This window comes from Pontibacterium granulatum, assembly GCF_029961155.1.
Classification (GTDB): domain Bacteria; phylum Pseudomonadota; class Gammaproteobacteria; order Pseudomonadales; family Balneatricaceae; genus Pontibacterium; species Pontibacterium granulatum.
The window spans coordinates 18,008-44,452 of sequence record NZ_JASBRH010000002.1; the positions used below are offsets into that span (position 1 = coordinate 18,008).

General features: G+C 54.7%; 22 protein-coding genes. 10 read left to right on the plus strand and 12 right to left on the minus strand.

Annotated elements, in window-relative coordinates:
• Window positions 1-10: 10 nt before the first annotated feature.
• The 5 genes from QKW35_RS01895 to rlmB all read left to right on the plus strand — a co-directional run bounded on the left by QKW35_RS01895 (window position 11) and on the right by rlmB (window position 6,147).
• A complete protein-coding gene (locus tag QKW35_RS01895) occupies window positions 11-388 on the plus strand; it encodes a hypothetical protein (RefSeq protein WP_282350422.1) in 378 nt (125 codons plus the stop codon).
• Between the two features lie 261 nt (window positions 389-649).
• Complete coding sequence (gene ppc / locus QKW35_RS01900) at window positions 650-3,259, plus strand: phosphoenolpyruvate carboxylase (RefSeq protein ID WP_282350423.1); 2,610 nt, start codon at window positions 650-652, stop codon at window positions 3,257-3,259.
• 338 nt (window positions 3,260-3,597) lie between these two features.
• Window positions 3,598-4,254, plus strand: coding sequence for an adenylate kinase (adk, locus tag QKW35_RS01905; protein ID WP_282350424.1), 657 nt, complete (start codon window positions 3,598-3,600; stop codon window positions 4,252-4,254).
• 139 nt (window positions 4,255-4,393) lie between these two features.
• Entirely contained in the window at window positions 4,394-5,404 is a 1,011-nt protein-coding gene (gene hemH, locus QKW35_RS01910) for a ferrochelatase (RefSeq protein WP_282350425.1), read from the plus strand.
• A 2-nt stretch (window positions 5,405-5,406) separates the two neighbouring features.
• A complete protein-coding gene (gene rlmB, locus QKW35_RS01915) occupies window positions 5,407-6,147 on the plus strand; it encodes a 23S rRNA (guanosine(2251)-2'-O)-methyltransferase RlmB (protein ID WP_282350426.1) in 741 nt (246 codons plus the stop codon).
• On the opposite strand, the gene QKW35_RS01920 is transcribed toward rlmB, so the two are convergent.
• From QKW35_RS01920 to QKW35_RS01940, 5 genes are all read right to left on the minus strand, one after another.
• On the minus strand, window positions 6,144-6,773 hold the full coding sequence (locus QKW35_RS01920; protein ID WP_282350427.1) for a YceI family protein: 630 nt from the start codon (window positions 6,771-6,773) through the stop codon (window positions 6,144-6,146). The two genes, rlmB and QKW35_RS01920, sit on opposite strands and share 4 nt — an antisense overlap.
• A gap of 97 nt (window positions 6,774-6,870) precedes the next feature.
• Complete coding sequence (locus QKW35_RS01925; protein WP_282350428.1) at window positions 6,871-8,631, minus strand: sensor histidine kinase; 1,761 nt, start codon at window positions 8,629-8,631, stop codon at window positions 6,871-6,873.
• A 13-nt stretch (window positions 8,632-8,644) separates the two neighbouring features.
• Window positions 8,645-9,778: a substrate-binding domain-containing protein gene (locus QKW35_RS01930; RefSeq protein ID WP_282350429.1), complete on the minus strand. Its 1,134-nt coding sequence runs from the start codon at window positions 9,776-9,778 to the stop codon at window positions 8,645-8,647.
• A 165-nt stretch (window positions 9,779-9,943) separates the two neighbouring features.
• Window positions 9,944-11,125 (minus strand): acetate/propionate family kinase, encoded by a 1,182-nt coding sequence (locus QKW35_RS01935; RefSeq protein ID WP_282350430.1) that lies wholly within the window; start codon window positions 11,123-11,125, stop codon window positions 9,944-9,946.
• Window positions 11,122-12,066 carry a bifunctional enoyl-CoA hydratase/phosphate acetyltransferase gene (locus QKW35_RS01940; protein ID WP_282350431.1) on the minus strand — a complete coding sequence of 315 codons (945 nt, stop codon included), beginning with the start codon at window positions 12,064-12,066 and terminating at the stop codon, window positions 11,122-11,124. The genes QKW35_RS01935 and QKW35_RS01940 overlap by 4 nt, the downstream gene beginning before the upstream one ends.
• A gap of 253 nt (window positions 12,067-12,319) precedes the next feature.
• On the opposite strand from QKW35_RS01940, the gene QKW35_RS01945 reads away from it, so the two are divergent.
• From QKW35_RS01945 to QKW35_RS01965, 5 genes are all read left to right on the plus strand, one after another.
• Window positions 12,320-13,915 (plus strand): methyl-accepting chemotaxis protein, encoded by a 1,596-nt coding sequence (locus QKW35_RS01945; protein WP_282350432.1) that lies wholly within the window; start codon window positions 12,320-12,322, stop codon window positions 13,913-13,915.
• A 102-nt stretch (window positions 13,916-14,017) separates the two neighbouring features.
• Window positions 14,018-15,274, plus strand: coding sequence for a DUF2252 family protein (locus tag QKW35_RS01950; protein WP_282350434.1), 1,257 nt, complete (start codon window positions 14,018-14,020; stop codon window positions 15,272-15,274).
• Window positions 15,275-15,372: 98 nt separating this feature from the next.
• Entirely contained in the window at window positions 15,373-15,948 is a 576-nt protein-coding gene (locus QKW35_RS01955) for a GNAT family N-acetyltransferase (RefSeq protein WP_282350435.1), read from the plus strand.
• Between the two features lie 111 nt (window positions 15,949-16,059).
• Window positions 16,060-17,094, plus strand: coding sequence for a DUF2333 family protein (locus QKW35_RS01960; RefSeq protein WP_282350436.1), 1,035 nt, complete (start codon window positions 16,060-16,062; stop codon window positions 17,092-17,094).
• Between the two features lie 163 nt (window positions 17,095-17,257).
• Window positions 17,258-17,725 (plus strand): DM13 domain-containing protein, encoded by a 468-nt coding sequence (locus QKW35_RS01965; protein ID WP_282350437.1) that lies wholly within the window; start codon window positions 17,258-17,260, stop codon window positions 17,723-17,725.
• A gap of 68 nt (window positions 17,726-17,793) precedes the next feature.
• Here the strand turns inward: QKW35_RS01965 and QKW35_RS01970 are convergent, their stop codons facing one another.
• The 7 genes from QKW35_RS01970 to pdhA all read right to left on the minus strand — a co-directional run bounded on the left by QKW35_RS01970 (window position 17,794) and on the right by pdhA (window position 26,426).
• Window positions 17,794-18,165 (minus strand): histidine triad nucleotide-binding protein, encoded by a 372-nt coding sequence (locus QKW35_RS01970; RefSeq protein WP_282350438.1) that lies wholly within the window; start codon window positions 18,163-18,165, stop codon window positions 17,794-17,796.
• A gap of 64 nt (window positions 18,166-18,229) precedes the next feature.
• Window positions 18,230-19,750, minus strand: coding sequence for a SpoVR family protein (locus QKW35_RS01975; RefSeq protein ID WP_282350439.1), 1,521 nt, complete (start codon window positions 19,748-19,750; stop codon window positions 18,230-18,232).
• On the minus strand, window positions 19,747-21,036 hold the full coding sequence (locus QKW35_RS01980) for a YeaH/YhbH family protein (protein WP_282350440.1): 1,290 nt from the start codon (window positions 21,034-21,036) through the stop codon (window positions 19,747-19,749). Before QKW35_RS01980 ends, QKW35_RS01975 begins: the two co-directional genes overlap by 4 nt.
• Before the next feature lie 119 nt (window positions 21,037-21,155).
• Complete coding sequence (locus QKW35_RS01985; RefSeq protein WP_282350442.1) at window positions 21,156-23,078, minus strand: PrkA family serine protein kinase; 1,923 nt, start codon at window positions 23,076-23,078, stop codon at window positions 21,156-21,158.
• Window positions 23,079-23,228: 150 nt separating this feature from the next.
• A complete protein-coding gene (locus tag QKW35_RS01990; protein ID WP_282350443.1) occupies window positions 23,229-24,362 on the minus strand; it encodes a dihydrolipoamide acetyltransferase family protein in 1,134 nt (377 codons plus the stop codon).
• A complete protein-coding gene (locus QKW35_RS01995; protein ID WP_282350444.1) occupies window positions 24,359-25,345 on the minus strand; it encodes an alpha-ketoacid dehydrogenase subunit beta in 987 nt (328 codons plus the stop codon). Before QKW35_RS01995 ends, QKW35_RS01990 begins: the two co-directional genes overlap by 4 nt.
• Window positions 25,335-26,426, minus strand: coding sequence for a pyruvate dehydrogenase (acetyl-transferring) E1 component subunit alpha (gene pdhA / locus QKW35_RS02000; protein WP_282350445.1), 1,092 nt, complete (start codon window positions 26,424-26,426; stop codon window positions 25,335-25,337). Before pdhA ends, QKW35_RS01995 begins: the two co-directional genes overlap by 11 nt.
• Window positions 26,427-26,445 lie beyond the last annotated feature (19 nt).

Consider the following 26,445-nt stretch of genomic DNA (forward strand, 5'->3'; position numbering starts at 1 on the left):
GAGTCGAGTTGTGGGCGGTATACAGTGGTTTATCCTCATCGTCATTGTGCTCGCTGGACTGGCGCTCTATAACTGGAAAGCCAGCCAGAACCAGTTGGCAGCGCTGCAAAAGCAGGGCTTTAACATCTCTGACGATCTTAAAGGTCAACCCAATCTGCTGGTGGACAGCCAGGCACGGGAGCTGGCTGTAGTCACGGCTAAAGGATTCCAGCGCTACGGCTTTGATCAGGTGGCAAAGGTTGAGCTGCGCTTCGATCAGGGTGTACAGACCGATGAAAAATACCGTGTGCATATCAGCTTTAACGGTGCCAAGGCCACCGAAATCAACTATGAGAACGAGTGGTTGGCGAAGGAACAACAGGCGCGCCTGCAGGACATTTTGCAATAAGCTTTTGACTCCGCACCCCCTCTTTTACAGGCCCTTTTTAGGGCCTGCTTCATTTCTGTTACCTGCTTGTCACATCTGACAGGCAGTGTCTTTTATAACTGACTTCATGCCCTTAAGTTTTTGATTTGTGTAACAAAGGGTGTATGTTGGTTACTAATCAAAGCACAAGTATCTAGATATTTACGGGTGTTGAGTACCGCCAGACTACTGGATGAATACTCTGCATCCGGTACGTTTTAGGACTGTTTGCGGAGGTACACGATGTCTGATCTACATGAAGCCCTGCGAGAGAATGTACGCTCTCTGGGCGAAAGTCTGGGACGAACGATCAGCGGTCATCAGGGAGAGGCGTTCCTGGGGAAGGTCGAGCAGATTCGAAAGCTGGCCAAAAACGCGCGCGACAATGATGAAACGGCACGGGATGAGTTGTTGAAGGTTTTGAGCAACCTCAGCTACGACGAAGTCCTGCCGGTTGCACGGGCATTTACCCAGTTCCTCAACCTGGCAAATATCGCCGAAGAGCACCACCGGGTACGCCGTCGTTTGGAGATCACAGACGTCTGCACGCCGGATTCCCTGTGTAGCCTGTTTGCCCGCCTGCGCCAGCGAGGCTTCAACGCCAAAACCGTGGCCGAAACCCTGAGTGAAATGCAGGTGGATCTGGTGCTGACCGCGCATCCGACCGAGGTGAACCGCCGTACTCTGATCCAGAAATATGACGGTGTTGCGGATTGCCTGCGCCGCCTTGATCAGGGCGAGAGTGCAGAGCACCGCCTCAACGAACTGATCAGCCAGATCTGGCACACTGACGAGATCCGACAGCAGCGCCCAACCCCGGTGGAGGAAGCGAAGTGGGGTTTTGCGGTGATCGAAAACTCGCTCTGGCAAGCGATTCCAGAATTCCTCAAACGGCTGGACGCCCAACTCAATGAAACTCTGGGGGAACGTCTGCCGCTTGATGCTGCACCGATCCGTTTCGCCTCCTGGATGGGCGGCGATCGTGACGGCAACCCGAATGTAACCGCCAAGGTCACCGAAGAGGTGTTGCTGCTCTCCCGCTGGATGGCGGCAGATCTATACTACCGCGATGTGGATGCGCTGCGTGCCGAACTGTCGATGGCAAAGGCAAACGAAGCGCTGCGCAACCGGGTAGGTCATGAGTGTGCTGAGCCGTACCGCGAATTACTGGCGGATGTACGTACCAAGCTGTCCAACACCAAGGCCTGGATCTTTGCGCGCTTGAAAGGACAGCCGCTGCCCGAGACACGGATCTACAACAGCAGTGAAGAGTTGTTGGAGCCGCTGATGTTGTGTCACCAATCGCTGGTGGATTGTGGTATGTCGATCATCGCCGAAGGCGCGCTGGAAGACATTATCCGACGTGTGGCCTGCTTTGGTACTTCGCTGGTCAAACTGGATATCCGGCAGAGTTCCGACCGGCATGCACAGGTGTTTGAAGAGCTGGCGCAGTTCTATGGTCTGGGCTCATACAATGGCTGGAGTGAGGAGGGACGCCAGAACTTCCTGCTGAAAGAACTGCAGAGCCGTCGCCCGCTGTTTCCGCGTGACTGGCAGCCATCGCCGGAAGTGCAGGAGGTTCTGGATACATGCCGTGTGGTGGCGGAAGCCGAGCCAAACAGTCTGGGGTCCTACGTGATCTCCATGGCGAGCAGTCCTTCCGATGTGCTGTCGGTGATCCTGCTGCTGCGCGATATGGGGATCGGCCACAATATGCGGGTGGTGCCGTTGTTCGAAACCCTTGCAGACCTGGATAATGCCCGAGACTGTATCGCTGCGTTGCTGGATGTGGACTGGTATACGCAGTACACCGAAGGTCACCAGGAGGTGATGATCGGTTACTCCGACAGTTCCAAAGATGCCGGCCAGTTGGCAGCGGCATGGGGGCAGTTCAAGGCACAGGAAGCGCTGACCGAACTCTGTAAAGAGCGCGGTGTGCACCTGACCCTGTTCCATGGTCGTGGTGGTACGGTGGGTCGAGGAGGTGGTCCTAGCCATACAGCGATCCTGTCACAGCCACCGGGTTCGGTGGATCGCAGCCTGCGTGTCACTGAGCAGGGTGAGATGATCCGCTTTAAGTTCGGTATTCCTGAGATCGCGGTGCGTAATCTGGAGCTGTATGTAGGGGCAGTGCTGGAAGCGACGCTGGATCCGTCCCCTGCGCCGGAGGAGGTGTGGCGTCAGCAGATGGAACAGATGGCTCAGTTGGGGCTGAAGTCATACCGCGACGTCGTTCGCAACGATCCACAGTTTGTACCGTACTTCCGTGCGGCAACTCCGGAGCAGGAGCTGGCCAAGCTGCCGTTGGGGTCACGCCCGGCCAAACGTCGTCAGGATGGTGGCGTGGAGAGTCTGCGTGCCATTCCATGGATCTTTGCCTGGACCCAGATCCGTCTGATGCTGCCTGCGTGGCTGGGTTCCGATACCGCTTTGGGTAAGGCCGTCGAAGGTGGACAGGCGCAGCTTCTGCGTACCATGTATAAGGACTGGCCATTTTTCCGCTCCTATCTCAACATGCTGGAGATGGTACTGGCGAAAAGTGATCCACAGGTTTCGGCGTACTACGATCATCAGCTCGTCTCGGAAGAGCTGCGGGTGCTGGGTTCCAGCCTGCGTAGCCGCTTGCAGCGCACCATCGATCTGGTGAACGAGATCAAACAGCAGGATCTGCTGTTGGTGGAGCTGCCGGTAATTCGTCAGTCGATCGATGTGCGTAACCCCTATATCGACCCGCTGCATGTATTGCAGGCGGAGCTGCTGAACCGTGACCGTACCCAGCCGGACAAGCGTCTGGAGCAGGCGTTGATGGTAACCATGGCGGGTATTTCCGCCGGGATGCGCAACACCGGCTAAGTTATCAGGTTGACTGCTGGCACGAGACAAACAGGCGCGTTGGCGCCTGTTTTGCGTCATCTAAAACGTTATAAAACGACGATGAAATGACAGAAAGCTTGAGCGATTTCCCCCTTTAACGTAATCTCAATAACCTTTTTGTGAACAGGCTATGTGGATAAGTGTGTTAGTCCTAACGTCTTATTGTCCGGGTTAGGGTGCGTGGTATTGTCCTGTTCAGGTGTAATCTGATATTCAGTTTCAGAAAGAATTTTCTCCGCTCGGTGGCACTAAAACGGGGCGGACAGCAGTTTTATATTTATAACAATTCTTAATTTTGGACTTAGGAGTTTTCCTGTATGCGTATCATTCTTCTGGGCGCACCGGGTGCTGGTAAAGGTACCCAGGCTCAATACATCACTGAGAAATACGGTATTCCGCAGATCTCTACCGGTGACATGCTGCGCGCCGCAGTAAAAGCGGGCACCCCGCTGGGTGTGAAAGCTAAAGAAGTGATGGATGCGGGCCAACTGGTGTCTGACGACATCATTATCGGTCTGGTTAAAGAGCGTATCGCTGAAGCAGATTGCGACAAGGGTTTCCTGTTTGACGGTTTCCCACGCACTATCCCTCAGGCAGATGCCCTGAAGGAAGCAGGCGTAGCAATCGACGCAGTGGTTGAGATCGATGTCGCTGACGAAGAGATCGTTAAGCGTATGAGCGGTCGTCGTGTACACCCGGGTTCCGGTCGTACTTACCACGTTGTGTTCAATCCACCTAAGGTTGAAGGCAAAGACGACGTTACGGGTGAAGAGCTGGTTCAGCGTGCCGACGACAACGAAGAAACCGTACGTGACCGTCTGAAGGTTTACCACGACCAGACTGCGCCACTGATCAGCTATTACAAAGGCTGGAACGAAGAAGACGCAGCGACTGCTCCTAAGTACGTATACGTACCGGGCGTAGGTTCCGTAGACGATATTCGTGACAAAGTATTTGAAGGTCTGGGTGTGTAAGTTACTGTACGCCTGATCGACGAAAACCGCGCTTTTAAGCGCGGTTTTTTTATGTCTGTAATCCACGTAGTGATGGGTGCACCGAAGAGGCTGTTTTCACGTATAATCAGCCCCCTGAATGGATAGGACCGCCAACAACATGCGCACACAGCAGAAAACAGCCATCATACTGGCTAACCTGGGTACCCCGGACAAAGCTGAAGCCGGAGCCGTACGCCGTTACCTGAATGAGTTTCTTTCCGATCGCCGTGTGGTCGAGGGCAACGGCTTGCGCCGCTTGTTGTGGCTGGCAGTGCTCAAAGGGATCATCCTCAACGTGCGTCCGGGGCGTGTGGCTAAGGCCTATGCATCGATCTGGGAGGATGACTCTCCGATGCGTAAGATCCTTAATCAGCAGGTATCTGAGCTGAAGCTGGCGCTGCAAGAGCGCTTTGCGGACAACGCACCGGAAGTGTATTCGGCGATGACCTATGGCCAGCCCGGACTAAGCCGTCTGCTGCCGGAGCTGGCCAAGAATGATTACACCCAGCTGTTGATTGTGCCGCTTTATCCACAGTACTCGGCAACGACTACCGCACCGATCTACGATCAGGTGGCCAAGTTCCAGATGGCGCAGCGCGAAGTGATGGATATTCGGATCGTAAAATCTTACTACGATCACCCGGCGTACATTGAGGCGTTGGCAGGTAGCATCCGTGATTTCCGTGAGCAACAGGGCAGTGCCGATAAGCTGATGCTGTCCTACCACGGTATCCCGAAAGAGTACGCCGACAAGGGCGACCCATACCCACATCAGTGTCATCGTACCTCCGAGCTGCTGGCGGCAAAGCTGGGCTTGAACGACAGCGAATGGATCACCACCTTCCAGTCCCGTTTCGGCCCTAAAGAGTGGCTGCAGCCTTACACGGACAAAACCCTGGAAAAGCTGCCGGGGCAGGGTGTGAAGAATATACAAGTGGCATGTCCGGCATTTTCGGCGGACTGCCTGGAAACACTGGAAGAGATTGCGCTAGAAAACCGCGATGTCTTTAAAGAGGCAGGGGGTGACTCCTACGCCTATATCCCGGCGTTGAACGCCTCCGCCGGATTCATCACCCTGCTTGCCGAGCTGGTTGCAGAACAGGCCGGTGACTGGGTTCAGGAGCGATAAGATTGCAAAACGAAATTCTGTTCGGTATCCATGCGGTTAAAACTGCACTGAAACGTGATGCGAAGCGTATCCGTTCCATGTGCGCGCAGAAAGGGCGCAAAGACGAACGTATCCAGCAGGTGCTGGAACTGGCTCAGGAGCAAGATATCCGCGTCAAGTGGCTGAGCCGCCAGGAGCTGGATCAGTTGACCGACAACGGTGTACATCAGGGCGTGCTGGTGGAGTGTGAGCCGATCCGCTCCCACAACGAAAAACAGCTGGAGCAGATGCTCGATAATCTGGATGAACAACCCTTTCTGCTGGTATTGGACGGCGTAACCGATCCGCATAACCTGGGCGCCTGCCTGCGTACCGCCGATGCGGCGGGCGTGCACGCGGTGATTGCGCCGAAGGACAAGTCTGCCCCGCTGAATGCAACCGTGGCTAAAGTGGCCTGTGGTGCCGCCGAAGCGGTGCCGTACGTACAGGTAACCAACCTGGCGCGTACCCTGAAAGCGTTGCAGGAGCGGGGAATCTGGATTACCGGTACGGCCGGTGAAACCGACCTGGACGTGTACCAGTCCAACCTGACCGGCCCGATGGCGCTGGTGATGGGCGCAGAAGGTAAAGGCATGCGTCGCCTGACCCGTGAACACTGCGACCAGTTGGTTAAGATCCCGATGGCGGGTGAGGTGAGCAGTCTCAACGTCTCTGTGGCGACCGGTGTGTGTCTGTTTGAAGCGGTGCGTCAGCGTTCCCGCTAATCGCTTGGTGATTGGCGCTGGAATTCGGCATAGAACTCAAGCTTGACCTCTTCGCCGACCAGGCCCGTGTAGCGATCGACCCCAAAATCGGTACGGTTAATCGTGCCGCTGGCGGCAAAACCCAGTGTGTACCTGCGGGTCAGCAGGTTGGTGGCGCCGCCGTTAAAACGTCCCTGAAAGCTGACGCTCTTGGTGACGCCGCGCAGTGTCAGGTCGCCAGTAAAGATAAAACGGTTATCCCCCAACGGCTTGATAGCCGTGCTGGTGAAAGCGGCCTGTGGAAACTGTTCGCTGTGAAACCAGTCACTGTTTTGCAGGGTGCCTTCAATGATGCTGTCATCCACATCCACACTCGCGGTGTCTACCCGGGCGCTTAATCGCGTGGCCTCAATATTAGCCGGATCGAACTCCAGACTGGCACCGAAATCGTTGAAACGCCCCACATAGGTGGATAGACCAAGGTGTTCGATCTTGAACAGCAGTGTGCTGTGTTGAGGATCAATCTGGTAGGTACCGGGCTTCAGCGCACCTATCTGATCGGTTTTATCCGGTGTTACCAGTGCACTGCAACCGCTAAGTAACAGGCTGGTAAACAGCGCAAAGCCAAAATGCTTGAACAGACCCATATCTGACGGTTCTCCGTGTTTGTGTATAACACCTACGAACGTTCAGACTAGGCGCCGTGGCATTAGTTCGTGCAGGTGAGCGTCAGCTTGCGCGGGGTTATTCTGCAGGCATGTTCTGCTCGCTATAAGCGTATGCTGCCGGCACAAACACATTAATAGCAACGCCCTCGTTATCACTACCCGGGCCAATACTCAGGGTGGCATTCATGTAATCTGCCCGCTCCTGAATGCTCATCAATCCAAAACCACCCCGTGTGGCTTCTTTCTTCAACGAGCTGGGTAAGCCTACGCCATCGTCCTCGATGATCAGCCGGACTCCCTGCAACTCATCTTTAAGCTTGATAGTGACCAGGGTGCCTTCGGCGTGTTTCATAATGTTGGTCAGGGCTTCCTGGGTGATGCGGTACAGATTGGACTTAATCTCGTCCTTCAACGGTTTTTCCTGCTCCAGTTCCATCAATACACCGTAGTCCTGCATCTCAAGCTGTTTGATGGTAGGTATTTTAGGAATGCTGACACTCAGGCCGAAGTCATTCATCTCGAACGGACGCAGAGACTCAATCCGGTTGTAGACCTTGTCGTACATCAGGTTGATGATGTTAAGGCACTCACTGACGGTTTCCTTCGAAGTTTCTTCGTGCATCAACTGATCCTTCAGGGTGATCAGGTTGATATGCACCACCGCCAGCAGCTGGCTCATGTCGTCGTGCAGGTCATTGGAGATGCGTGATCGTTCATGCTCCTGCGAGCTAATCAGGTGGTGCAGGATACGGCGTTTGTCTTCGTTGATGGCGATCAGTTTGCTGTTGGTGCGCTCCAGCATCTCTTCTTTCTGCTTTAGGTCGCGCATGATCTGCACAATCTCTTCGCCGATTGCGTTAAAGTCGGAGATATTGGTGCGTCGCCAGGTGGTGCGCTTGTCGGCGTGCGCCTTACGGGCAAACAGGATCAGTGACTGCAGCTGGGTATCGACGGAGCTGGAGAGGGTGAATGCGATCGCCAGGGAGATCAGCAGGGCTACCACACAGCCAAAGATCATGGTTTCCCAGAACTGCAGGCGCAGGTCCTGGCTGACATCATTGTCCGGGTAAAACTGAATTTTGAAGTTGTCCCCCAACACCGTATCACCCAAGGACGTCACTACCTTATCGTCCTGCTCCATCGCCAGCAGGGTGGTTAGCCAATTGTCCTGGCGGGTGCTGGGATATTCCACCGTGCTTATCGGTTGGTTGTCGTACTGAAAACTGATTTTGCGCAGGCTATTCTGGTCGTAGAAGGAGAGTTTCTCCAGCAGGTACTGGTTATCGGAGAGTTTGACACCGCCAGCCAGCTGGCCGATCACCTTGCCTGAACTTTTGATATCAAGATTGATAGTGTACACGCCCAGCAGGGTGTCTTTAATCTGCAGGGTATTCCAGCCGTAGCTGTCCAGCCCGCCGTTCTGGACGATTAGCTCGTCACAGGAAAGGTGGTGCAGCTTGGTGAAATAGCCGGTAAACAGGAAGCAGCGATTGGTGTCATGAAAGGCGACCGCGATGAAGTCGTAGCGAACCTTTTCGAACTCTTCTTCCCAGGCTGACAAGGTGGCAAGAAAGTTGGCCTGATCACCCCGGTAGAAGGATTCGATCATACGCTCGTTGGAGCGGATGGTCAGCAGATTGTCCTCCACGCCATCCAGGTAGGTGCGTAAACTTTCCTCCAGGCGAAATGACAGGGCGTGGTTGTGAGAGTCCACCTGTTTGCCGATGATCTCCCGCGATTCATAGAAGATATTGACTAGAAATGAGACGAGGAAGGTAAAGGTTGCCAGCAACAGCAACAGGAAGGTGATCGTTTTAAACCGCAGGTTGGCGCGCATAGTGGGGCCGTGTTCACAAATCCTTGTTGGAGTATCGGAAAGCCTGGCTTTCCATCCGTTTTATCTCATCCAGCGACATACTCTCATCCAGTATAGTGAAGTCTCCCGAGAAGATCAGAGGTACGGGCTTACCTTCAAGGTCGCGCTTGATCGCTTCCGCCATGGAGATGCCGTTGGCGTCATTCATGCGCATCAGCACTACCTTAAGGTTGCCGTTGACCAGTTCCTGGATCTCCTCGGAGCCCCCGCCCCAGCCATTGGCGATGATGTCCTGGCGATCGGTTTCGCGCAGGGCGTCCAGCGCACCAATGGCGGTATCGGTCCCACAGGCATAGATATATTTGATATGCGGTGTCTCCTGCAGAATCTGCAAGGTGGCCTTGTAGCCGCCCTCACGGTTGGAGTTGGCGTAATAACTGGCCTGCAGGTCATGGTAGTCGCCGATCTCGCGGATGAAGGTCAGACCACGCATCTCGCTGACCAGGCCTTTATTGCGGAACAGTACGGCGTAGGGGGTGCCTCGTGGCATGCGTTGCCTGAAGTACTGTGCCAGTCGCTTGGCGCCCTCGGCATGGTCAAAACCGCTGTACATAAACGGCTGACGGTTACCCCAGTCCTTGATTGGGGTGGTGATGTTCTGCAGGATCAGTTTGATATTAGTGCCGCGTATCAGGCGTTCCACCATCGCTTTCTGACGGGCCGAATCCAGAGTGTAGACCAGATAGTCCGGATTCCACTCCAGCATCTCCTCGATCTGGGCGAGTTGTTTGGAGATCTCGCTGAACGGCTTGGTGTAACGGGTTTGCAGCTCGTAATTGATGCCCAGTTCATCCATTCGCAAGGCAAAGGAGCGTACACTGCGCAGCCAGTAACCGGAGTATTGGATGGAGGGGTAGATGATGCCGATCTTGATCTTCTTGTTGGGTTTTGCCAGTGGCACCGATTCGCTGCGTACGGCAGCAATCAGTTCAGCCGAGGCGTACTGTTGCTCCGGATGTTCTGCATAGTATTCGTCATACATCCAGTAATCGGCCAGTTTCCCGGCCCAGACATTGCCGCTAAAAGTAATGAGTAGGGGGGCCAGCAGTGCGGCGCAACGGCTTAAATAGGTGCGAAAAGGGAGGCTGTAAGGGTGATGCTCGGGCATGGTGTGCAAGCCTGCTCAGGGTTGAATCCGTAATTTTTCGGTCTGAACCGTCGATTTTGGCATGGATTCAACCTGGATATAACAAATCGGGGCCAATCTCTACATGATTAGCCCCGATTGCAGGTGCTGTCTATAGTCTGGATCGAATTGACGCAAAGAAAGCGGTTAAGCTCGCAACTCTTCTTCCACATGGGTGGCGATCATCGCCTCTTCGTCTGTTGGGATCACGCGTACCACGATCGTTGAATTCTGGGTGCTGATGACAGGTGCGCCGCGGTCATTGGCCTTTTTATCGATCTCTATACCCAACCAACCACAACGGTCCAGCACGCGCTGGCGCAGGTTGGCATCGTTCTCACCGATGCCGCCCGTGAATACCAGTTGCTGCAGGCCTTCCAGCGCTGCAGTCAGGCGACCCGCCTCCAGGGCGATGCGGTAGGCGAACATGTCGATTGCCTCTTCGGCGTGTGGGTGATCCGCCTGATGCAGTTCCTGCATGTCGGAGCTGATGCCGGATACGCCCAACAGTCCACTCTCCTTGTTGATCAGAGTTTCCAGCGCATCGAGATCCATATTGTAATGGCGTGCCAGGTAGATCAGCACACCCGGGTCGATGTTTCCGCAGCGGCTGCCCATCGGCAGTCCGTCGACCGCAGTAAAGCCCATGCTGGATGCGATTGACCGACCGGCCTTTACCGCACACATGCTGGCGCCGGCACCCAGGTGGCAGATCACGGTATTCAGGTTGCCACTGTCCAGTTGGGTCAGCTGGCGCTGAATATACTCATAGGATAAACCGTGGAAGCCGTAGCGGTGCACACCGTCTTCAGTGAAACGGCGTGGTATTGCATAACTACGCTCCATTTTCGGCTGGCCGACGTGGAACATGGTGTCGAAGCAGGCGATCTGTGGCAGCGACGGTTCCAGAATCTGGCAAGCACGGATCAGCTTCAGATTGTACGGCTGGTGCAGCGGCGCCAGCGGCACATACTGCTCCAGCGCCATCAGCAGTTGGGAATTGACCCGCATTGGGCTACTGAACTGGTCTCCGCCGTGCACCACACGGTGACCAAAGGCGATCAGCTCACTCTTTGGGACATTCTTACCAATCCAGGTCAGTACATGCTGCAGGGCGGCCTGGTGACGGTTGTCGCGGAATGCCGCAGACAGATCCAGATCACCGTTTTCGATCAATTCTCCGCCACCGTTGATGATCTTGCAGCGGGCATTACCGAGGATATTGCTCAGCTTAAGGGTGAACAGGCCTTTAAGTCCGCTTTTATCCTGGGCGAACAGAGCGCATTTAAGGCTGGAAGAACCGCCATTGACGGTCAGTACCGTCTTCATTCCTCAATACCGTTTGGGTGCAGAACTATGTGTGATGCCAGGGCGCAGGAGGCCAGGCGGCCCAGCGTTTTCTCGGATCGGCTGGTGAGGATGATTGGTACCTTGGCACCTAGCGCGATCCCTGCTGCTTTTGCGTCGGCCAGGTAAACCAGCTGCTTGGCGATCATGTTGGCGGATTCCAGATCGGGCGCCAGCAGGATATCGGCATCACCGGACACCACCGACTTGATGTGTTTGTCGATGGCGGCTTGCTGGGAGATCGCATTATCGAACGCCAGCGGGCCATCCAGAATGCCGCCACGGATCTGTTCGCGGTCAGCCATTTTGCAGAGCGCTGCCGCATCAATGGTGCTCTGAATCGCCGGTTTCACTTTCTCTACCGCAGACAGAATTGCCACTTTGGGTACATCCACACCCAGCGCATGGCAGAAATCGATGGCGTTCTGGGTGATATCACGCTTGGTCATCAGGTCGGGCGCGATGTTGATGGCTGCGTCGGTGATGATCAGTGGTTTGTGGTAGTTCGGCACGTCAAACACAAACACATGGCTGAGACGGCGTTCTGTGCGGATTCCCTTGGTTTTGTGCACCACAGCACTCAACAGTTCGGCCGTTGCTAAATTGCCTTTCATCAAGGCACTGGCGTCAGCAGTGCGAATAAGATTGCAGGAATGTTCGGCTGCTGCATGGCTGTGCGGAACGTCGATGATTTCGTATGGGGTGATGTCGAGATTGTTTTCGTCGGCAGCGGCTTGGATTTTGCCTTCCGGACCCACTAAAATTGGCTGGATCAGACCTCGCTCGGCCGCTTCAACAGCGCCCACCAAGCTATTGTGATCGACAGGGTGAACAACGACAGTACGAATTGGAGTGGCTTTGATCGCCTGCTCGATAAAGAACTCCAACTGATCGTGAAGGGGAGGTTTCTCTTTAATGATCATCGTACGTTTTTCCTTCATATTGGGAATCGATGTTTGCGTTTCCCGTTATGCCAGCGTCTATGGGTATTTGACTCTAAAGATACGTTAACTCTGTGAAATCATTATGACGCAGTGCAGCATTGAGAACTATAGATATGTATCAGAGGGCTTAACTTCTGAGTAAGCCTGCCGAAAACACCACTTATTAGATTAGTAAGCTTATAACTTTGTTCTACACTCAAGCGGATAACTTTTTATTGAGGGAGTGTTCTTGATGAATACTGGTATTGCCCGAGTAATCGACGGAATGTTACGTGCATTGGGCTGTCGCACGCTGAACCAGCAGTTTCTGTTGTCGTACGCAATCATTTTCCTATTGGCAGCGGCATCGGGTATCTCTCTGTACCTCAGTATGGCGATCGACCCCAATACCATTAACGTTGCCGGTCGTCAGCGTATGCTGAGTCAGCGTATTGCGAAAGAGGCAATGCTGGTGGAAGCGGGGATCGAGCAACGTGCGGTGCTGGAAAAAACGATCAACCTTTTCGAGCACTCCCATCGGGCCATTGTCGATGGCGATCCTGCACAGAATATGAAACGGATCAGCAATCCTGAAATCCTGGCCCAGTTGCAGAAAGTCGAAGGGCTGTGGAAAAACTATAAAGGGCTTCTGTTGCGTCACATCGACAACGCTTCCAGTGAAACACTCTCCGATATTCATAAACAGTCGCCGGTTGTTCTCAAAGAGATGAACAAAGCGGTGGTGATGATGACCAAGGAGTCCGGCAGCATCACCCGTAGCTACCTGATGATTGCCTTTGTCTGTGTCATTCTGATCCTTGTGCTGGTGGTGATGGGACGCGTCTTTGGCCTGCGTATGCTGATGGATAACATCCTGCGTCTGGAGAAGCGGATGAGTCAGGTGGGCAGTGGCGACTTCAGCCACCGCTTCAGTATCACCCGCGAAGACAACGAAATTGGCCGCTTGTTTAAGTGCTACAACGATATGTTGCAGCACGTCAGCGATCTGATGGCGAAAGTGCAGGTCGTGGCTGGTAATACCGACCGTCATGTAAACCGCGTGGCCAAGGCAACCGCGGATACCGAGCGTGGTGTCAGCCGCCAGTACGATGATTTGGAGCAGGTGGCTGCGGCAATTACCGAGATGGCCGCCACCGTACAGGAAGTTGCTGGTAATGCAGTAGAAGCCGAGCGTGCGGCGGGGGATACCGACCAGCAGGCGAATACGGGTGGTGAAATGGTGCGCCGATCCGAGCAACAGTCCAAAGAGATGTTGAAAACGCTGAAAGCAACAGAAGAGCTGCTGTTGCAACTGGAAAACGAAACCCAGGCGGTTGATCAGGTGACCTCGGTAATCAACGATATTGCCGAACAGACTAACCTGCTGGCGTTGAATGCGGCGATCGAAGCGGCGCGTGCCGGTGAGCAGGGACGGGGTTTTGCGGTTGTGGCGGATGAAGTACGTACCCTGGCACAGAGGACCCAGCAGTCCACCCACCAGATTCAGGACATCGTCGAGCGCCTCCAGCAGCAGTCTCAGACCGCGGTGTCTTCGATGGAGCGTAGCACCCAATTGGCGGGGGAAAGCAGTGAGCTTTCCCAGGCGGGGGCTGAGGCGCTGCAGGGTATTATTGACTCCACCTCGACCATCTCCTCCATGAATACCATGATCTCTACAGCCTCCGAAGAGCAGAGTGCTGTTGCTGCCGATATTGATCAGCGTGTGGTGAATATTTCCGCCGTTGCTGGGGAAACCAAGGAAGATACCCAGCGTGTGGTTGAAGCGACCGAAGAGATCCGTCGGGAGATTCATGAGCTGAATATGCTGGTACAGAAATTCAAGCTCTGATCCCTGTCGATGCCTGAACATGAGAAAGCCCGGTTGTGATTGCAATCGGGCTTTTTTGTTGCCACTGTTTCAGGGCAAGCAGGTCAGTAGAAGGAGCGACAGATGAAAGTTCTTCATACCCGTGCGGTTCAGGTCCAGGAACAGATTGAACGTTTTAATGCGGGGTTGCCCCAGTCGGATCGGGCGCTGAAGTTTGAAAAAATGGCCCAGTCTCCCTTCATCTTCTATCGTGGCAGCAGCCATCTCTACTGGCACGATGTGTCACGGGATTGGCGTATCTCGCTGTTTGGCGGGCGCCCGGAGAGCCAGATCTGGTTGCAGGGTGACGCTCATATCTACAACTTTGGCGCGCTGCATGATCACCGGAATCGGATCTACTTCGGCATGGATGATTTTGATGATGCGGTGGTTGCGGATTATCAGTTTGATCTGTGGCGACTGGCGGCCAGTATGGTGTTGGATCTGCAGGAACGTGAGTTCTACAGCGATGAGTTGATGGACAGCGCAGTGAAAAAGCTGGGTAACAGCTATATCACCACTGTAGCGAAAGCTGGGCCCGATTGTCCGGCTATCCGTATGGAACATGCGCCCAAGCCGCTGCGAAAATTTCTACAGAAAGTACATGAGAAAAATACCCGTGAGAGGATGCTAAGCAAGTGGACGAACGGTAATTTCAGTACCTTTGATCACAACCAAGAAAAACTTGAAACGGTAGGAGATGACCTGTTTCTGAAGATCAAAGCTGCCGTGGATGACTATCACCAGACCCGGATACCGGAAGTAGACGCCGTTCCGAAAGTATTGGATATCGCGCGCCGCACTCAGGCGGGAACCGGATCGCTAGGGAGTCGGCGCTACTACGTGCTGATGGAGGGGGATTGTTCTCAGAACAATGTGATTCTCGATATCAAGCAGCAACGCGAACCGGCTTCGGTGGATGTGATGCCATTGCCGGAGCAACACTGGTACCGGGAAACCTTTACCCATGAGGGGCGGCGTCATGCAGATGCGTTTCGTGCGATTGCTGAGCATCCGGATGGATGGTTGGGCTGGCTAAGCCTGGAAGGGCAACTGTACTCGGTCAGAGAGCGCTCTCCGTTTAAGAAAGACTACCCGGCGCACAAACTCAACGCCGATGAATACCTGGAGATGGCCGCGATCTGGGGCGAGGTACTGGGCCGAGAGCATGCTCGGGGGGCCTACTGTGTGCAGGAGCCGGAATCGCGATTTGGCGATTTCATTCGTAGCGAGATTCTGCCGCAGAAAAAAGCGTTTGTACGCCTGTTGCGCGCTGTTGCGCCACACTATGCACGCTGTGTGCAGCAGGACTGGCAGGTTTTTTGTGCCATGCAGCCATAACATAATCCGTTGATTGTAAGCTCTACGTTACATATTGACCTCAAATCTGAACGTTACGGTCTATCCTTAGAGTGTTAACGATCGTTAGGGGTATGGCGATGAACATCAGACCGGCTTTTTCGACCGATGCCGACGCACTTGCCTATCTGACCAATCTATCGTCCGAAGGGATGTCTGGATGTATCTGGGAGCACCTTGCCGAAGGGGAAGAAACCCCGTTACAGGCGGGAGCTCGTCTGATTGCGAAAGATAGCGGCATCTTCAGTTTTCACAACACAACGGTGATTGCCCAGGGGCACCAGGTTCTGGGGCTGATTTCCGGGCGACATCTGCAAGGTACCAATCTGCCGGTCCGGCTGGATGATTTCCTGCCATTTATCCGACCACTGATTCAGCTGGAAACCAAAGTACAGGAGACGTGGAACATCACAGCGCTGGCGGTGGATGAAAGCATGCGTCATCGCGGCCTCGCAATGCAGTTGCTGGAAGCGATAGAGCAAAAAGCGCAGACGATGCGGCTGCGTCAGCTCAGTATTGCGGTCGCCAGCGAAAACACTGAAGCGTGTTCGTTGTGCCAGGGCTTTGGTTTCCAGTTGATTGCCGAGGAGGAGTTCATCCGCTTCGGTAGCCTTATACACAACGGTAAATGGTTGATGATGGTAAAGGACATTTAATGCTTCACGACTCACACCGATCAGATAGTGTCCGATTTTAATGGTGGAACCTGTCCAGTTGTCGGTGGATGGGGCATAATCACGCGCAGACATAGTACTTAGGGAAGACAGATGGGACGACTATTTGATTGGTGTGTGGATCTTTGGGATGCCACACCGGGCGGCAAACTGGTCCGTATGGTTCTGGCTGCACTGGGTGCATACCTCGTGCTGTCGATTCCGGTAGGCATGTACTGGAGTATGACGCCAGCCGAGTTTAATCCGGTAGTGGCGGCGAAGGAGGATGCGCAGGCGCGTGGCCTGACTCCGGCAACGGGTTACACCACGGTATACACCCTTAATCAGGTGATGACGACCCTGATGGATAAACCCGGTGGCTACATCACCAACGATCGCTCCCCTCCAGGTGTTTGGCTGGATAATATCAGCCACTGGGAGTTTGGTGTTCTGGTGCAGGTCCGTGACCTGAGTCGCGCGCTGCGCAAAGATTTTAGCCGTTCCCAGTCCCAGTCGGTCGAGTACCCGGCGCTGACGGTTGCCGAGCCGCAGTTCCATTTCGACAACAACAGCTGGATGCTGCCGTCATCCGAGTCCCAGTACAAAGAGGGTCTGGAAGCATTGCAGACCTACCTGACGGCTCTGGCTGACGGTGGTCAGGCGGATGCCCAGTTCTATGCCCGTGCAGACAACCTGAACAACTGGCTGGCTGACGTGCAGACCCGTCTGGGTAGCTTGTCCCAGCGCCTGAGTGCCAGTGTCGGCCAGAAGCGCCTGAACACCGATCTGGCGGGTGAAGCGGAAGCAACCCAGTCCACAGCGACGGCATCCGAGCAGGAAGTGAAAACGCCATGGCTTGAGATTGACGACGTATTCTATGAAGCACGTGGTTACACTTGGGCTCTGCTGCACATTCTGCGTGCCATGGAAGCAGACTTCGGCCCTACTCTGGATAAGAAAAACGCCCGCGTCAGCCTGCGTCAGATCATTCGTGAGTTGGAAGCGTCTCAGGATACCGTATGGAGCCCGATGATCCTCAACGGCGGCGGCTTCGGTCTGTTTGCCAATCACTCCCTGGTGATGGCGAACTATATCTCCCGCGCTAATGCGGCGATCATCGATCTGCGTGAGCTGCTGAGCCGCGGTTGATTCGATTGATTCCATTACAAAAGGGCAGCCGATTTGGCTGCCTTTTTCATAATGCCTGGCGATTTCCGCCTACACTTACAATAAACTGAAAACTGATGTAGTGCGCACGAACCCTACTATAGCCAGATATAACGGTTATGAGCGGACGCGATTGGAGGAGCTCATGATGCGTATCTTTTTAATGATTACCCACCTTGGTGCCGTTGCGCTTGGTTTTGCGCTGGGTATCTACATGCTGCCAATCCTGACCGAACCGCAAGGGCCAACGATGGCTGAAGTGCAAGCGGTTGCGTCTACTTCAACCTACAACGCCGAGTTTAAGCGTGATCTGGCGGGCAGTGACCTGCTGCATTGGGGCGAGGGCATGGTATATGTGAGCCCAACAGCAATCTCCCTGATGGGGGAGGTATCGCCAGGCCCTGATTACAAGCTTTATCTTTCACCGGAATTTGTGGAAACGGAAGAGCAGTTCCTGCAGGTTAAACGCAGTTCATTGCGGGTGGGCGAGATAAAAACGTTTGATAACTTTGTGGTGACTCTGCCCGATGGTGTGGATCTGGAGCAGTACAACACGGTGTTGGTCTGGTGTGAGACCTTCGGAGAGTTTATTACGGCAGCCAAATATCGTTAACAAAAACTGCTTAAGTTAGTTTCTCAGTAACTAAAAACGGGCACCTGCAGTGCCCGTTTTTTATGCCGTTATGCCACCGGCTGCTTGAGGTTTTCGTCGAAGTACGGAGGCCAACCCAGTGGCTTGCCACCCAGCAGGTGCAGGTGGATGTGGAAAACCGTCTGGCCGCCGTGGCTGTTACAGTTGAAGACCGTGCGGTAACCGCTCTCGTCGAAGCCCTGCTCTTTAGCGATCTTGCCTGCGACCTGCACCATGTGGCCAACCAGTGCCTGATCGTCATCGGCAATATCATTCACGGTGTCGATATGTTTGCGCGGGACCACCAACGCATGGGTTGGTGCCTGCGGGTTAATATCGTTAAATGCGATGACCTGATCATCTTCGTAGATAATATCTGCCGGAATTTCCTTGTTCAGAATCTTGCAGAACAAACAGTCCATAGTGATACCCTTCATTGCTTGATACGGCTGAGTTCACAGCAGTATAGCGATGAGCGGGGCATCATTAAATCGCTGCTTGAATCATGTCCGTTTGTATCGGCGGACAATGCATCGAGTTGCTGACTGTTCCGTCCGGCAGGACCGACTCCAGATGCACATCAAACCCCCACAAGCGGTGCAGGTGACGCAGCACCTCTTCGCTGTCCTCGGCCAGTGGCTGACCGTTATGCACATAGTGGCGCAAGGTCAGGGCGCGATCGCCGCGTACGTTGACGTTATACACCTGGATGTTGGGTTCGCGGTTACCCAGGTTGTACTGGGCTGACAGGTCTTCACGGATCTGCTGATAACCGATCTCGTCGTGAATCGAAGAAACACCTAACGTCGGCTTTTCAGAATCGTCCAGGATGGTGAACAGTTTCAGCTCTCGGATCAGTGCCGGTGACAGGAACTGCAGGATGAAGCTCTCATCCTTGTAGTTGCGCATGGCGTTGTGCAGGGTTTCGTTCCAGTCGCTGCCCGCAATATCCGGGAACCAGTCGCGGTCCTCCGCCGTTGGGTTTTCACAGATACGGCGAATATCCTGCATCATGTTGTAACCCAGGGTATATGGGTTAATACCGCTGAAGTACGGGCTGTCGAACGGTGGCTGGTAGACCACGCTGGAGTGGGAGTGGAGAAACTCCATCATAAAGCCGTCGGTGACCAGACCCTCGTCATACAAACCGTGCAGCAGGGTGTAGTGCCAGAAGCACGCCCAGCCCTCGTTCATCACCTGGGTCTGTTTCTGTGGATAGAAATACTGGGAGACTTTGCGCACAATACGGATGATCTCGCGCTGCCAGGGTTCCAGTAATGGCGCATTTTTCTCAACGAAGTAGAGAATGTTCTCCTCGGGCTCCGCCGGGAAACGTTGCTCGGTGGTTTTCTGCTCTGTTTCCTTTTGCGGGATGGTGTTCCACAGCTGATTTACGTGGCGCTGGATGTACTCTTCTCGCGCCTTCTGGCGTTCGCGCTCTTCCGCCGCAGTAAGCGGTTGTGGACGCTGGTAGCGGTTGACGCCATAGTTCATCAGGGCGTGACAGGAGTCGAGGATCTCTTCCACCTCGGCAACGCCGTACCGTTCTTCACATTTGCGGATATAGTTCTTGGCGAACAGCAGATAGTCGATGATCGCAGTGGCATCGGTCCAGGTGCGGAACAGATAGTTGCCCTTGAAGAAGGAGTTGTGGCCATAACAGGCGTGGGCAATAACCAGCGCCTGCATGGTCATGGTGTTCTCCTCCATCAGGTAGGAGATACAGGGATCGGAGTTGATCACGATCTCGTAGGCCAGGCCCATGCGACCGCGTTTGTAATTCTGCTCGGTTTCAACGAACTGTTTGCCAAACGACCAGTGGTTGTAGTTGAGTGGCATGCCCACTGAGGCGTAGGCGTCCATCATCTGTTCGGACGTGATAATCTCAATCTGGTTGGGATAGGTGTCCAGACCGTAACCTGCGGCGATACGGGCAATTTCCCGGTCGTATCGCTCGATCAGTTCAAAGGTCCATTCTGCGCCGGTGGAGATAGGTTCCTTCTTCATGCGGCCCCCTCGGTCTTCTTCTCAAACAGCTTACGGAAGACAGGATAGATTTCCGATGCATCCGTTATCTGATGCATGGCGAACGCATCTTCCCATTTCGCATGCACCTTCTCGTATTCCATCCACAGGTTCTGGTGTGGACCGGTGGTAATCTCGACATAGGAGAAATACTGCACTTTCGGCAGGATCTTAGCGTCCAGCAGATCACCACAGATGTTGGAGTCGCCATCCCAGTTATCCCCATCCGAGGCCTGGGCGACATAGATGTTCCAATCGCCTGGTGGGTAGCGGTCTTCCAGAATTTCAGCGGTCAGCTTGAGCGCGCTGGAAACAATGGTGCCGCCGGTTTCGCGGGAGTAGAAAAATTCCTGCTCGTCCACTTCTTTGGCGTGAGTATGGTGACGCACAAACACCACCTCGATCTGCTTGTAGTTCCGCTTCAGGAACAGGTACAGCAGAACAAAGAAGCGCTTGGCGATGTCTTTGATGCTTTGGGTCATGGAGCCGGATACGTCCATCACGCAAAACATCACCGCCTTACTGGACGGCACCGGTACCCGAATCGTGTTGTTGTACTTGATGTCGAAGTCATCGATCCAGGGAATACGCTTGATATGCGCTTTCAGCTCCTCCACGCGCTCGCGCAGACAGACGATCTGTTGTGCCGCCTCCTCATCGGGCAGGCGGGCTTCCAGCGTCAGGATCTCTTGCTCGAGTTCGCGGATCTCACGACGCTCTTTACCGGTCAGCGCCACACGACGTGCCTGTGCCGAACGCAGGGAGCGCACGATATGGATCTTTTCCGGTGCCCCGGCGTTGGTAAAGCCGGCACGACGGGTTTCAAACTGGGTGGTGTTCTTCAGCTGCTTCTTGACCAGGTAGGGCAGTTCGAGGCCATCGAACATGAAGTCGAGAAACTCATCCTGGCTGATCTGGAAGGTGAAGTCGTCCATCCCTTCGCCCTGGTTGCTGGCGCTGCCTTCGCCGGCACCACCGCCTCCGCCACCGCCGGAAGGGCGTTGAAATTCATCCCCAACAACAAATTCCTTGTTGCCCGGGAATACACGTTTTGTCTTACCGCCAGGACCATGGTGGAAGATCGGCTCGGATATATCGCGTCGGGGGATGGTAACCGAACCGCCCTGATCGATGTTGGTGATCGAGCGACTGTTTACCGCATCCTCTACCGCTTCCTTGATGTGCTTCTTATAGCGTTTCAGAAAGCGCTGGCGATTGACCGTGCTTTTCTTCTTCGAGTTCTGACGGCGGTCGATGATATAGCTCATACTTCCGATCCCCATGAAGGGTCGATGCTCACTTACAGTCTGCGCAAACAGCGACCTGCTAATTGATCCGTAATATCCGGAGAGCCAGGTGGCCTTCCGGGCAGTCTGCTATTCAGCGATTACTGCGACTTACGTACGCGGATGTACCACTCGGACAGCAGGCGAACCTGTTTCTCGGTGTATCCACGTTCGATCATGCGTTTAACAAATTCGCTGTGCTTCTTCTGATCGTCGCGGGAAGCTTTGGCGTTGAAGGAGATAACAGGAAGCAGATCTTCTGTGTTGGAGAACATCTTCTTCTCGATCACCGTACGCATCTTCTCATAGCTGGACCAGGCCGGGTTCTTGCCGTGGTTGGAGGCCCGTGCGCGCAGAACGAAGTTGACGATTTCATGGCGGAAATCTTTTGGATTACTGATACCGGCAGGTTTTTCGATTTTCTCCAGCTCTTCGCTGATCGCCTGGCGGTCCAGAATGTCGCCGGTTTCCGGATCACGGTATTCCTGATCCTGAATCCAGAAGTCGGCATAGGTTACGTAGCGGTCAAAGATGTTCTGACCGTACTCCGAGTACGATTCCAGATACGCGGTCTGAATCTCTTTACCCAGGAACTCGATGTATTTCGGCTGTACGAACTCCTTCAGGAAACCCACGTAGCGTTCCTGCATCTCCGGTGGGAACTGCTGCTGTTCGATCTCTTTCTCCAATACGTACATCAGGTGTACCGGGTTGGCGGCTACTTCCGACGGATCGAAGTTGAACACCTTGGACAGAATCTTGAAGGCAAATCGGGTGGAAAGACCATCCATACCTTCGTCCACACCGGCGGAGTCTTTGTATTCCTGCAGGGACTTGGCTTTTGGATCGGTGTCTTTCAGGTTCTCACCGTCGTAGATCCGCATTTTGGAGTATATGCTGGAGTTTTCCGGCGACTTAACACGGGACAGCACGGAGAACTGGGCCAGCATGTTGAGTGTATCCGGTGCACATGGTGCATTTGAAAGTGAGCTGTGTTCCAGCAGTTTCTCGTAGATATGGATCTCTTCGGTTACCCGGGTGCAGTAAGGCACCTTAACGATATACACACGGTCGATGAAGGCTTCATTGGTTTTGTTGTTCTTGAAGGCCTGCCACTCCGATTCGTTGGAGTGCGCCATGATGATACCGTTGTACGGGATGGCGCCCATACCTTCGGTACTGTTGTAGTTGCCTTCCTGGGTGGCGGTCAGCAGAGGGTGCAGCACTTTGATCGGTGCCTTAAACATCTCTACGAACTCCATCATGCCCTGGTTGGCACGGCACAGAGCACCGGAGAAGCTGTAGGCATCGGGGTCGTGCTGGGCAAACTCTTCCAGCTTACGAATATCCACTTTACCCACCAGGCTGGAGATATCCTGGTTATTCTCATCGCCGGGTTCGGTTTTGGCGATGGCGATCTGGTCTAGAACAGACGGATACAGCTTCACAACGCGGAACTTGGTGATGTCACCGCCGTATTCGTGCAGGCGTTTCACCGCCCACGGCGACATAACACCTTTCAGGTAGCGCTGCGGGATGCCGTATTCCTCTTCCAGAATGGAAGCATCCTCTTCCGGATTGAACAGGCCCAGCGGCGATTCAAATACCGGAGAGCCCTTGATCGCATAGAACGGCACGTGCTGCATCAGGTATTTCAGTCGTTCTGCCAGCGAGGATTTACCACCCCCCACCGGACCAAGAAGATAAAGGATCTGTTTGCGCTCTTCGAGCCCCTGAGCGGCGTGCTTGAAATATGCCACAATGTTTTCGATGGCATCTTCCATTCCATAAAATTCACTGAACGCAGGGTAGCGCTTGATCAGTTTGTTCGAGAAGATGCGGCTGAGACGTGGGTCGGAGGCAGTATCTACAATCTCCGGCTCACCAATCGCTTTCAGCATCCTTTCTGCAGCATCGGCATAAACCGACGGGTCTTGCTTACACAGAGCGAGATACTCGTGCAGAGACATCTCTTCTTGCTTCGTTGACTCGTAGCGGGTTCTATAATGCTCAAAAATACTCATTGTGGTCACCTTCCTATTGAGATCCTTTAAAATCAAACGCTTAAGGGCTCATCATGTTGTTCTCTCTGGTGGTTTCGCTTTTTAGTGTAGTTCACATTTAAGGCTGTCGAACGAATTGATTCTGTTTTTTAGACAACGCTTGTTCGAATTTTAACCATTTGATTCTTCAGAGAATTCCCGTTCAAGAACTCGGATGATTTCAGCCATAAAACGAGCGGCCTCCCCTCCAGTCGCTGCGCGGTGGTCAAACGTCAGTGAAAGTGGCATTACCCGGTGCACCACCAGTTGGCCGTTAACTGCGACCGGTTGCTCGCGGATTACACCGGCGCCGAGAATCGCCACCTGCGGTGGAACGACCACCGGTGATGCGTAACGACCGGCTATGGTGCCAAAGTTGCTGAGGGTGATCGTAGCGCCCTGCAGCTCCTTCGGCGGGATGGTGCGGGCTTTCACGTCAGCGCGCATCTGGTCCAGGCCGGCCCGCAACTCTTCGCTGCTGCGTCTCCCTATATCGCGCAGGACCGGTACAAACAGCCCCTGTTCGGTATCCACGGCGACCCCAAGATTGATTTTACGGTGCTGACGCCGGCTCAGGCTGCTGCCGTCGAACCAGGTATTCAGGGCCGGTTCCGCTTTGCAGGCAGCGGCGATCGCGTTCACCAACCTCATGGTGATGTCGGTACCTGCCGGCCAGCTGTGGATATCGGCGTCTTCACACAAGGTAACCGGTACCACTTCGGCATGGGCCAGCGCCATGGTTTTGGCCATCTGCTTGCGCACCCCACGTAACGGTTCGGCATGACCATGGGTTCGGTTCATGTTGGCAGCCTGCTCCACATCCTGGGGGGTAATAGCACCGTCTCGTCCACTACCCTGCAGGCCGTTAAGGTCCACATCCAGGCGTTTGGCCAGTGAACGGACCGCCGGTGTGGCTCGGACGCTGAGGTGGGCGCGGGTACTGGGCGCCGCGCCGATGATAAAGTCATCCCCGGATGCAGCGCTGTCGGCAGTCGGGATTTCGCCCACCACGGTGCCACTGTCGTCGCTCTCTTCACTGACATATTCAACCAGCGGTTCGCCGGTGTGGATGGTGTCGCCCACGTCGCCGAACAGGTGGGCGATCACACCGTCCTGCGGCGAAGGCACTTCAACGATCGCCTTGGCGGTTTCCACCGATGCCAGTATCTGGTCAGTTTTTACCTCATCACCTTCCTTGACGTGCCATTCCACAATTTCGGCCTCGGGTAATCCTTCACCCAGGTCCGGCAGTTTGAAGTATTTCATACGAACTCCAGTGTCTGTCTGACCGCATCCTTAATGTCGGCGGTGTTGGGCATAAAATGGTTTTCCAGTCGGTAGTACGGCATCACCGTGTCATATCCGGTTATACGCACCGGTGGTGCTTGCAGATCCATCAACGCTTTTTCGCACAGGTTAGCTGTGATCTCGGCACCCACACCGAGATTACGGGAGGCCTCGTGAACGATGGCACAGCGACCGGTCTTGGCCACGGATGCCAGGATGGTGTCCATATCCAGCGGGCTGATAGTTGCCACGTCGATCACCTCACAACTGATGCCTTCTTCTGCCAATTGTTCGGCGGCCTCCAATGTCTCTTTCACCATGGCCCCCCAACTGACCAGGGTGATGTCGGATCCCTCCCGCAAGGTAAAGCAGGTATCCAGCGGCAGGGCAGCACCGTTGTCCGGTACCGGCTGTTTGCTCGCACGGTAGATCCGTTTGGGTTCCAGGAATATCACCGGATCCGGGTCGCGAATAGCGGACAGCAACAAACCGTAGGCGCGGGCAGGGGAGGAGGGGATCACCACTCTCAGGCCTGGAATATGCGCCAGCAGGGTTTCGGTGCTCTCGGAATGGTGCTCCGGTGCATGGATACCGCCACCAAAAGGTGCACGCAGTACCATCGGGCAGGTCAAACGCCCCCGGGTACGATTACGCAAACGGGCGGCGTGACAGATGATGTGTTCCAGCGCCGGGAAGATAAAGCCCATGAACTGGATCTCGGCGACCGGTTTTAAGCCTTGGCTGGCCATACCTACTGTGAGGCCGCCGATCATCGCTTCCGCAAGCGGGGTATCCATCACCCGGCGGTTGCCGAAACGATCCTTCAGGCCCGCAGTCGCACGAAATACACCGCCGTTGGTGCCCACATCCTCACCCAGGATGACCACGTTTTCGTCATGTTCCATCTCATGGGCGAGTGCCAGGTTGACCGCTTCGACCATGGTAATTGCTTCATGAGTCATGGTGTGTGCCTCCTTTCATCGCTTTTACCATTGCCCAGTCACGCTGTTCGTGCAGCTGCTTGGGCAGTTCGGCAAACAGATGATCAAAGATCGATTCGATCGGCTGGGCCGGTGTGGCCAGGTAACGTTCGGTGGCGGTCTGGACCATGGTATTGACCTCCTCCTGCCATGCGGTTTCCTGGGTTTCGTCCCACCAGCCCTGGCTGTGCAGGAAGGTCCTCAGGCGCTTTACCGGTTCCAGCTCCCAGGCTTTTTTCAGTTCTTCGTTGTCGCGGTAGCGGGTGGCGTCATCGGCAGTGGTGTGGTCCGACAGGCGGTAGCTGATCGCTTCGATCAGGCTTGGGCCTTTGCCGTCACGGGCACGCTCCAGGGCCAGTTCGAACGCTTCACGCACGGCGATCACGTCGTTGCCGTCTACCTGTTCACCGCGGATGCCTGCGCCGATCGCTTTCTGGGCCAGTGTTGGTGCGCCGTTTTGCAGGGCGCGGGGGACGGAGATCGCCCACTGGTTGTTATTTACTACAAACACCACCGGCAATTGCCAGGCGCCAGCTACGTTCAGGCCTTCCAGGAAATCGCCCTTGGAGGTGGCACCGTCGCCACAGAAGGTCACCGCGACACGTTTTTCGTTGCGCATTTTGATGGCGGTGGCAACACCGCAGGCGTGCATCGACTGGGTAGCGATGGGTACGCAGTTGGGAAAATCCTGTCTCTGCTGAGCAGACGCGTTCCCCCGTTCATCGCCGCCCCAGTACAGCAGGATCTCTTCCATGGGCATGCCACGCAGCATCTGGCAGGCGTGGTTACGGTAGTAGGGGATCAATACGTCTTCCGGACGCATCAGTAAACCGGCAGGAACATCGACTGCCTCCGATCCCAGCAAGGAGGCATAGGTGCCCAGCTGACCGGTGCGTTGCAGTGCAATCGCTTTGCTATCGAGGGCGCGGGCCAGAACCATATTGCGGTAGCAGAGGGTCAGCCATTCGGGATCTTTTGCCCACGCCGGCAACTCGGCCGTGGCCTTGCCCTGCGCGCTGAGATACTGGCGATAACGAATATCGCCTTCATAAACAGTGTCCATGTGCTCTACTCCTCTGTGA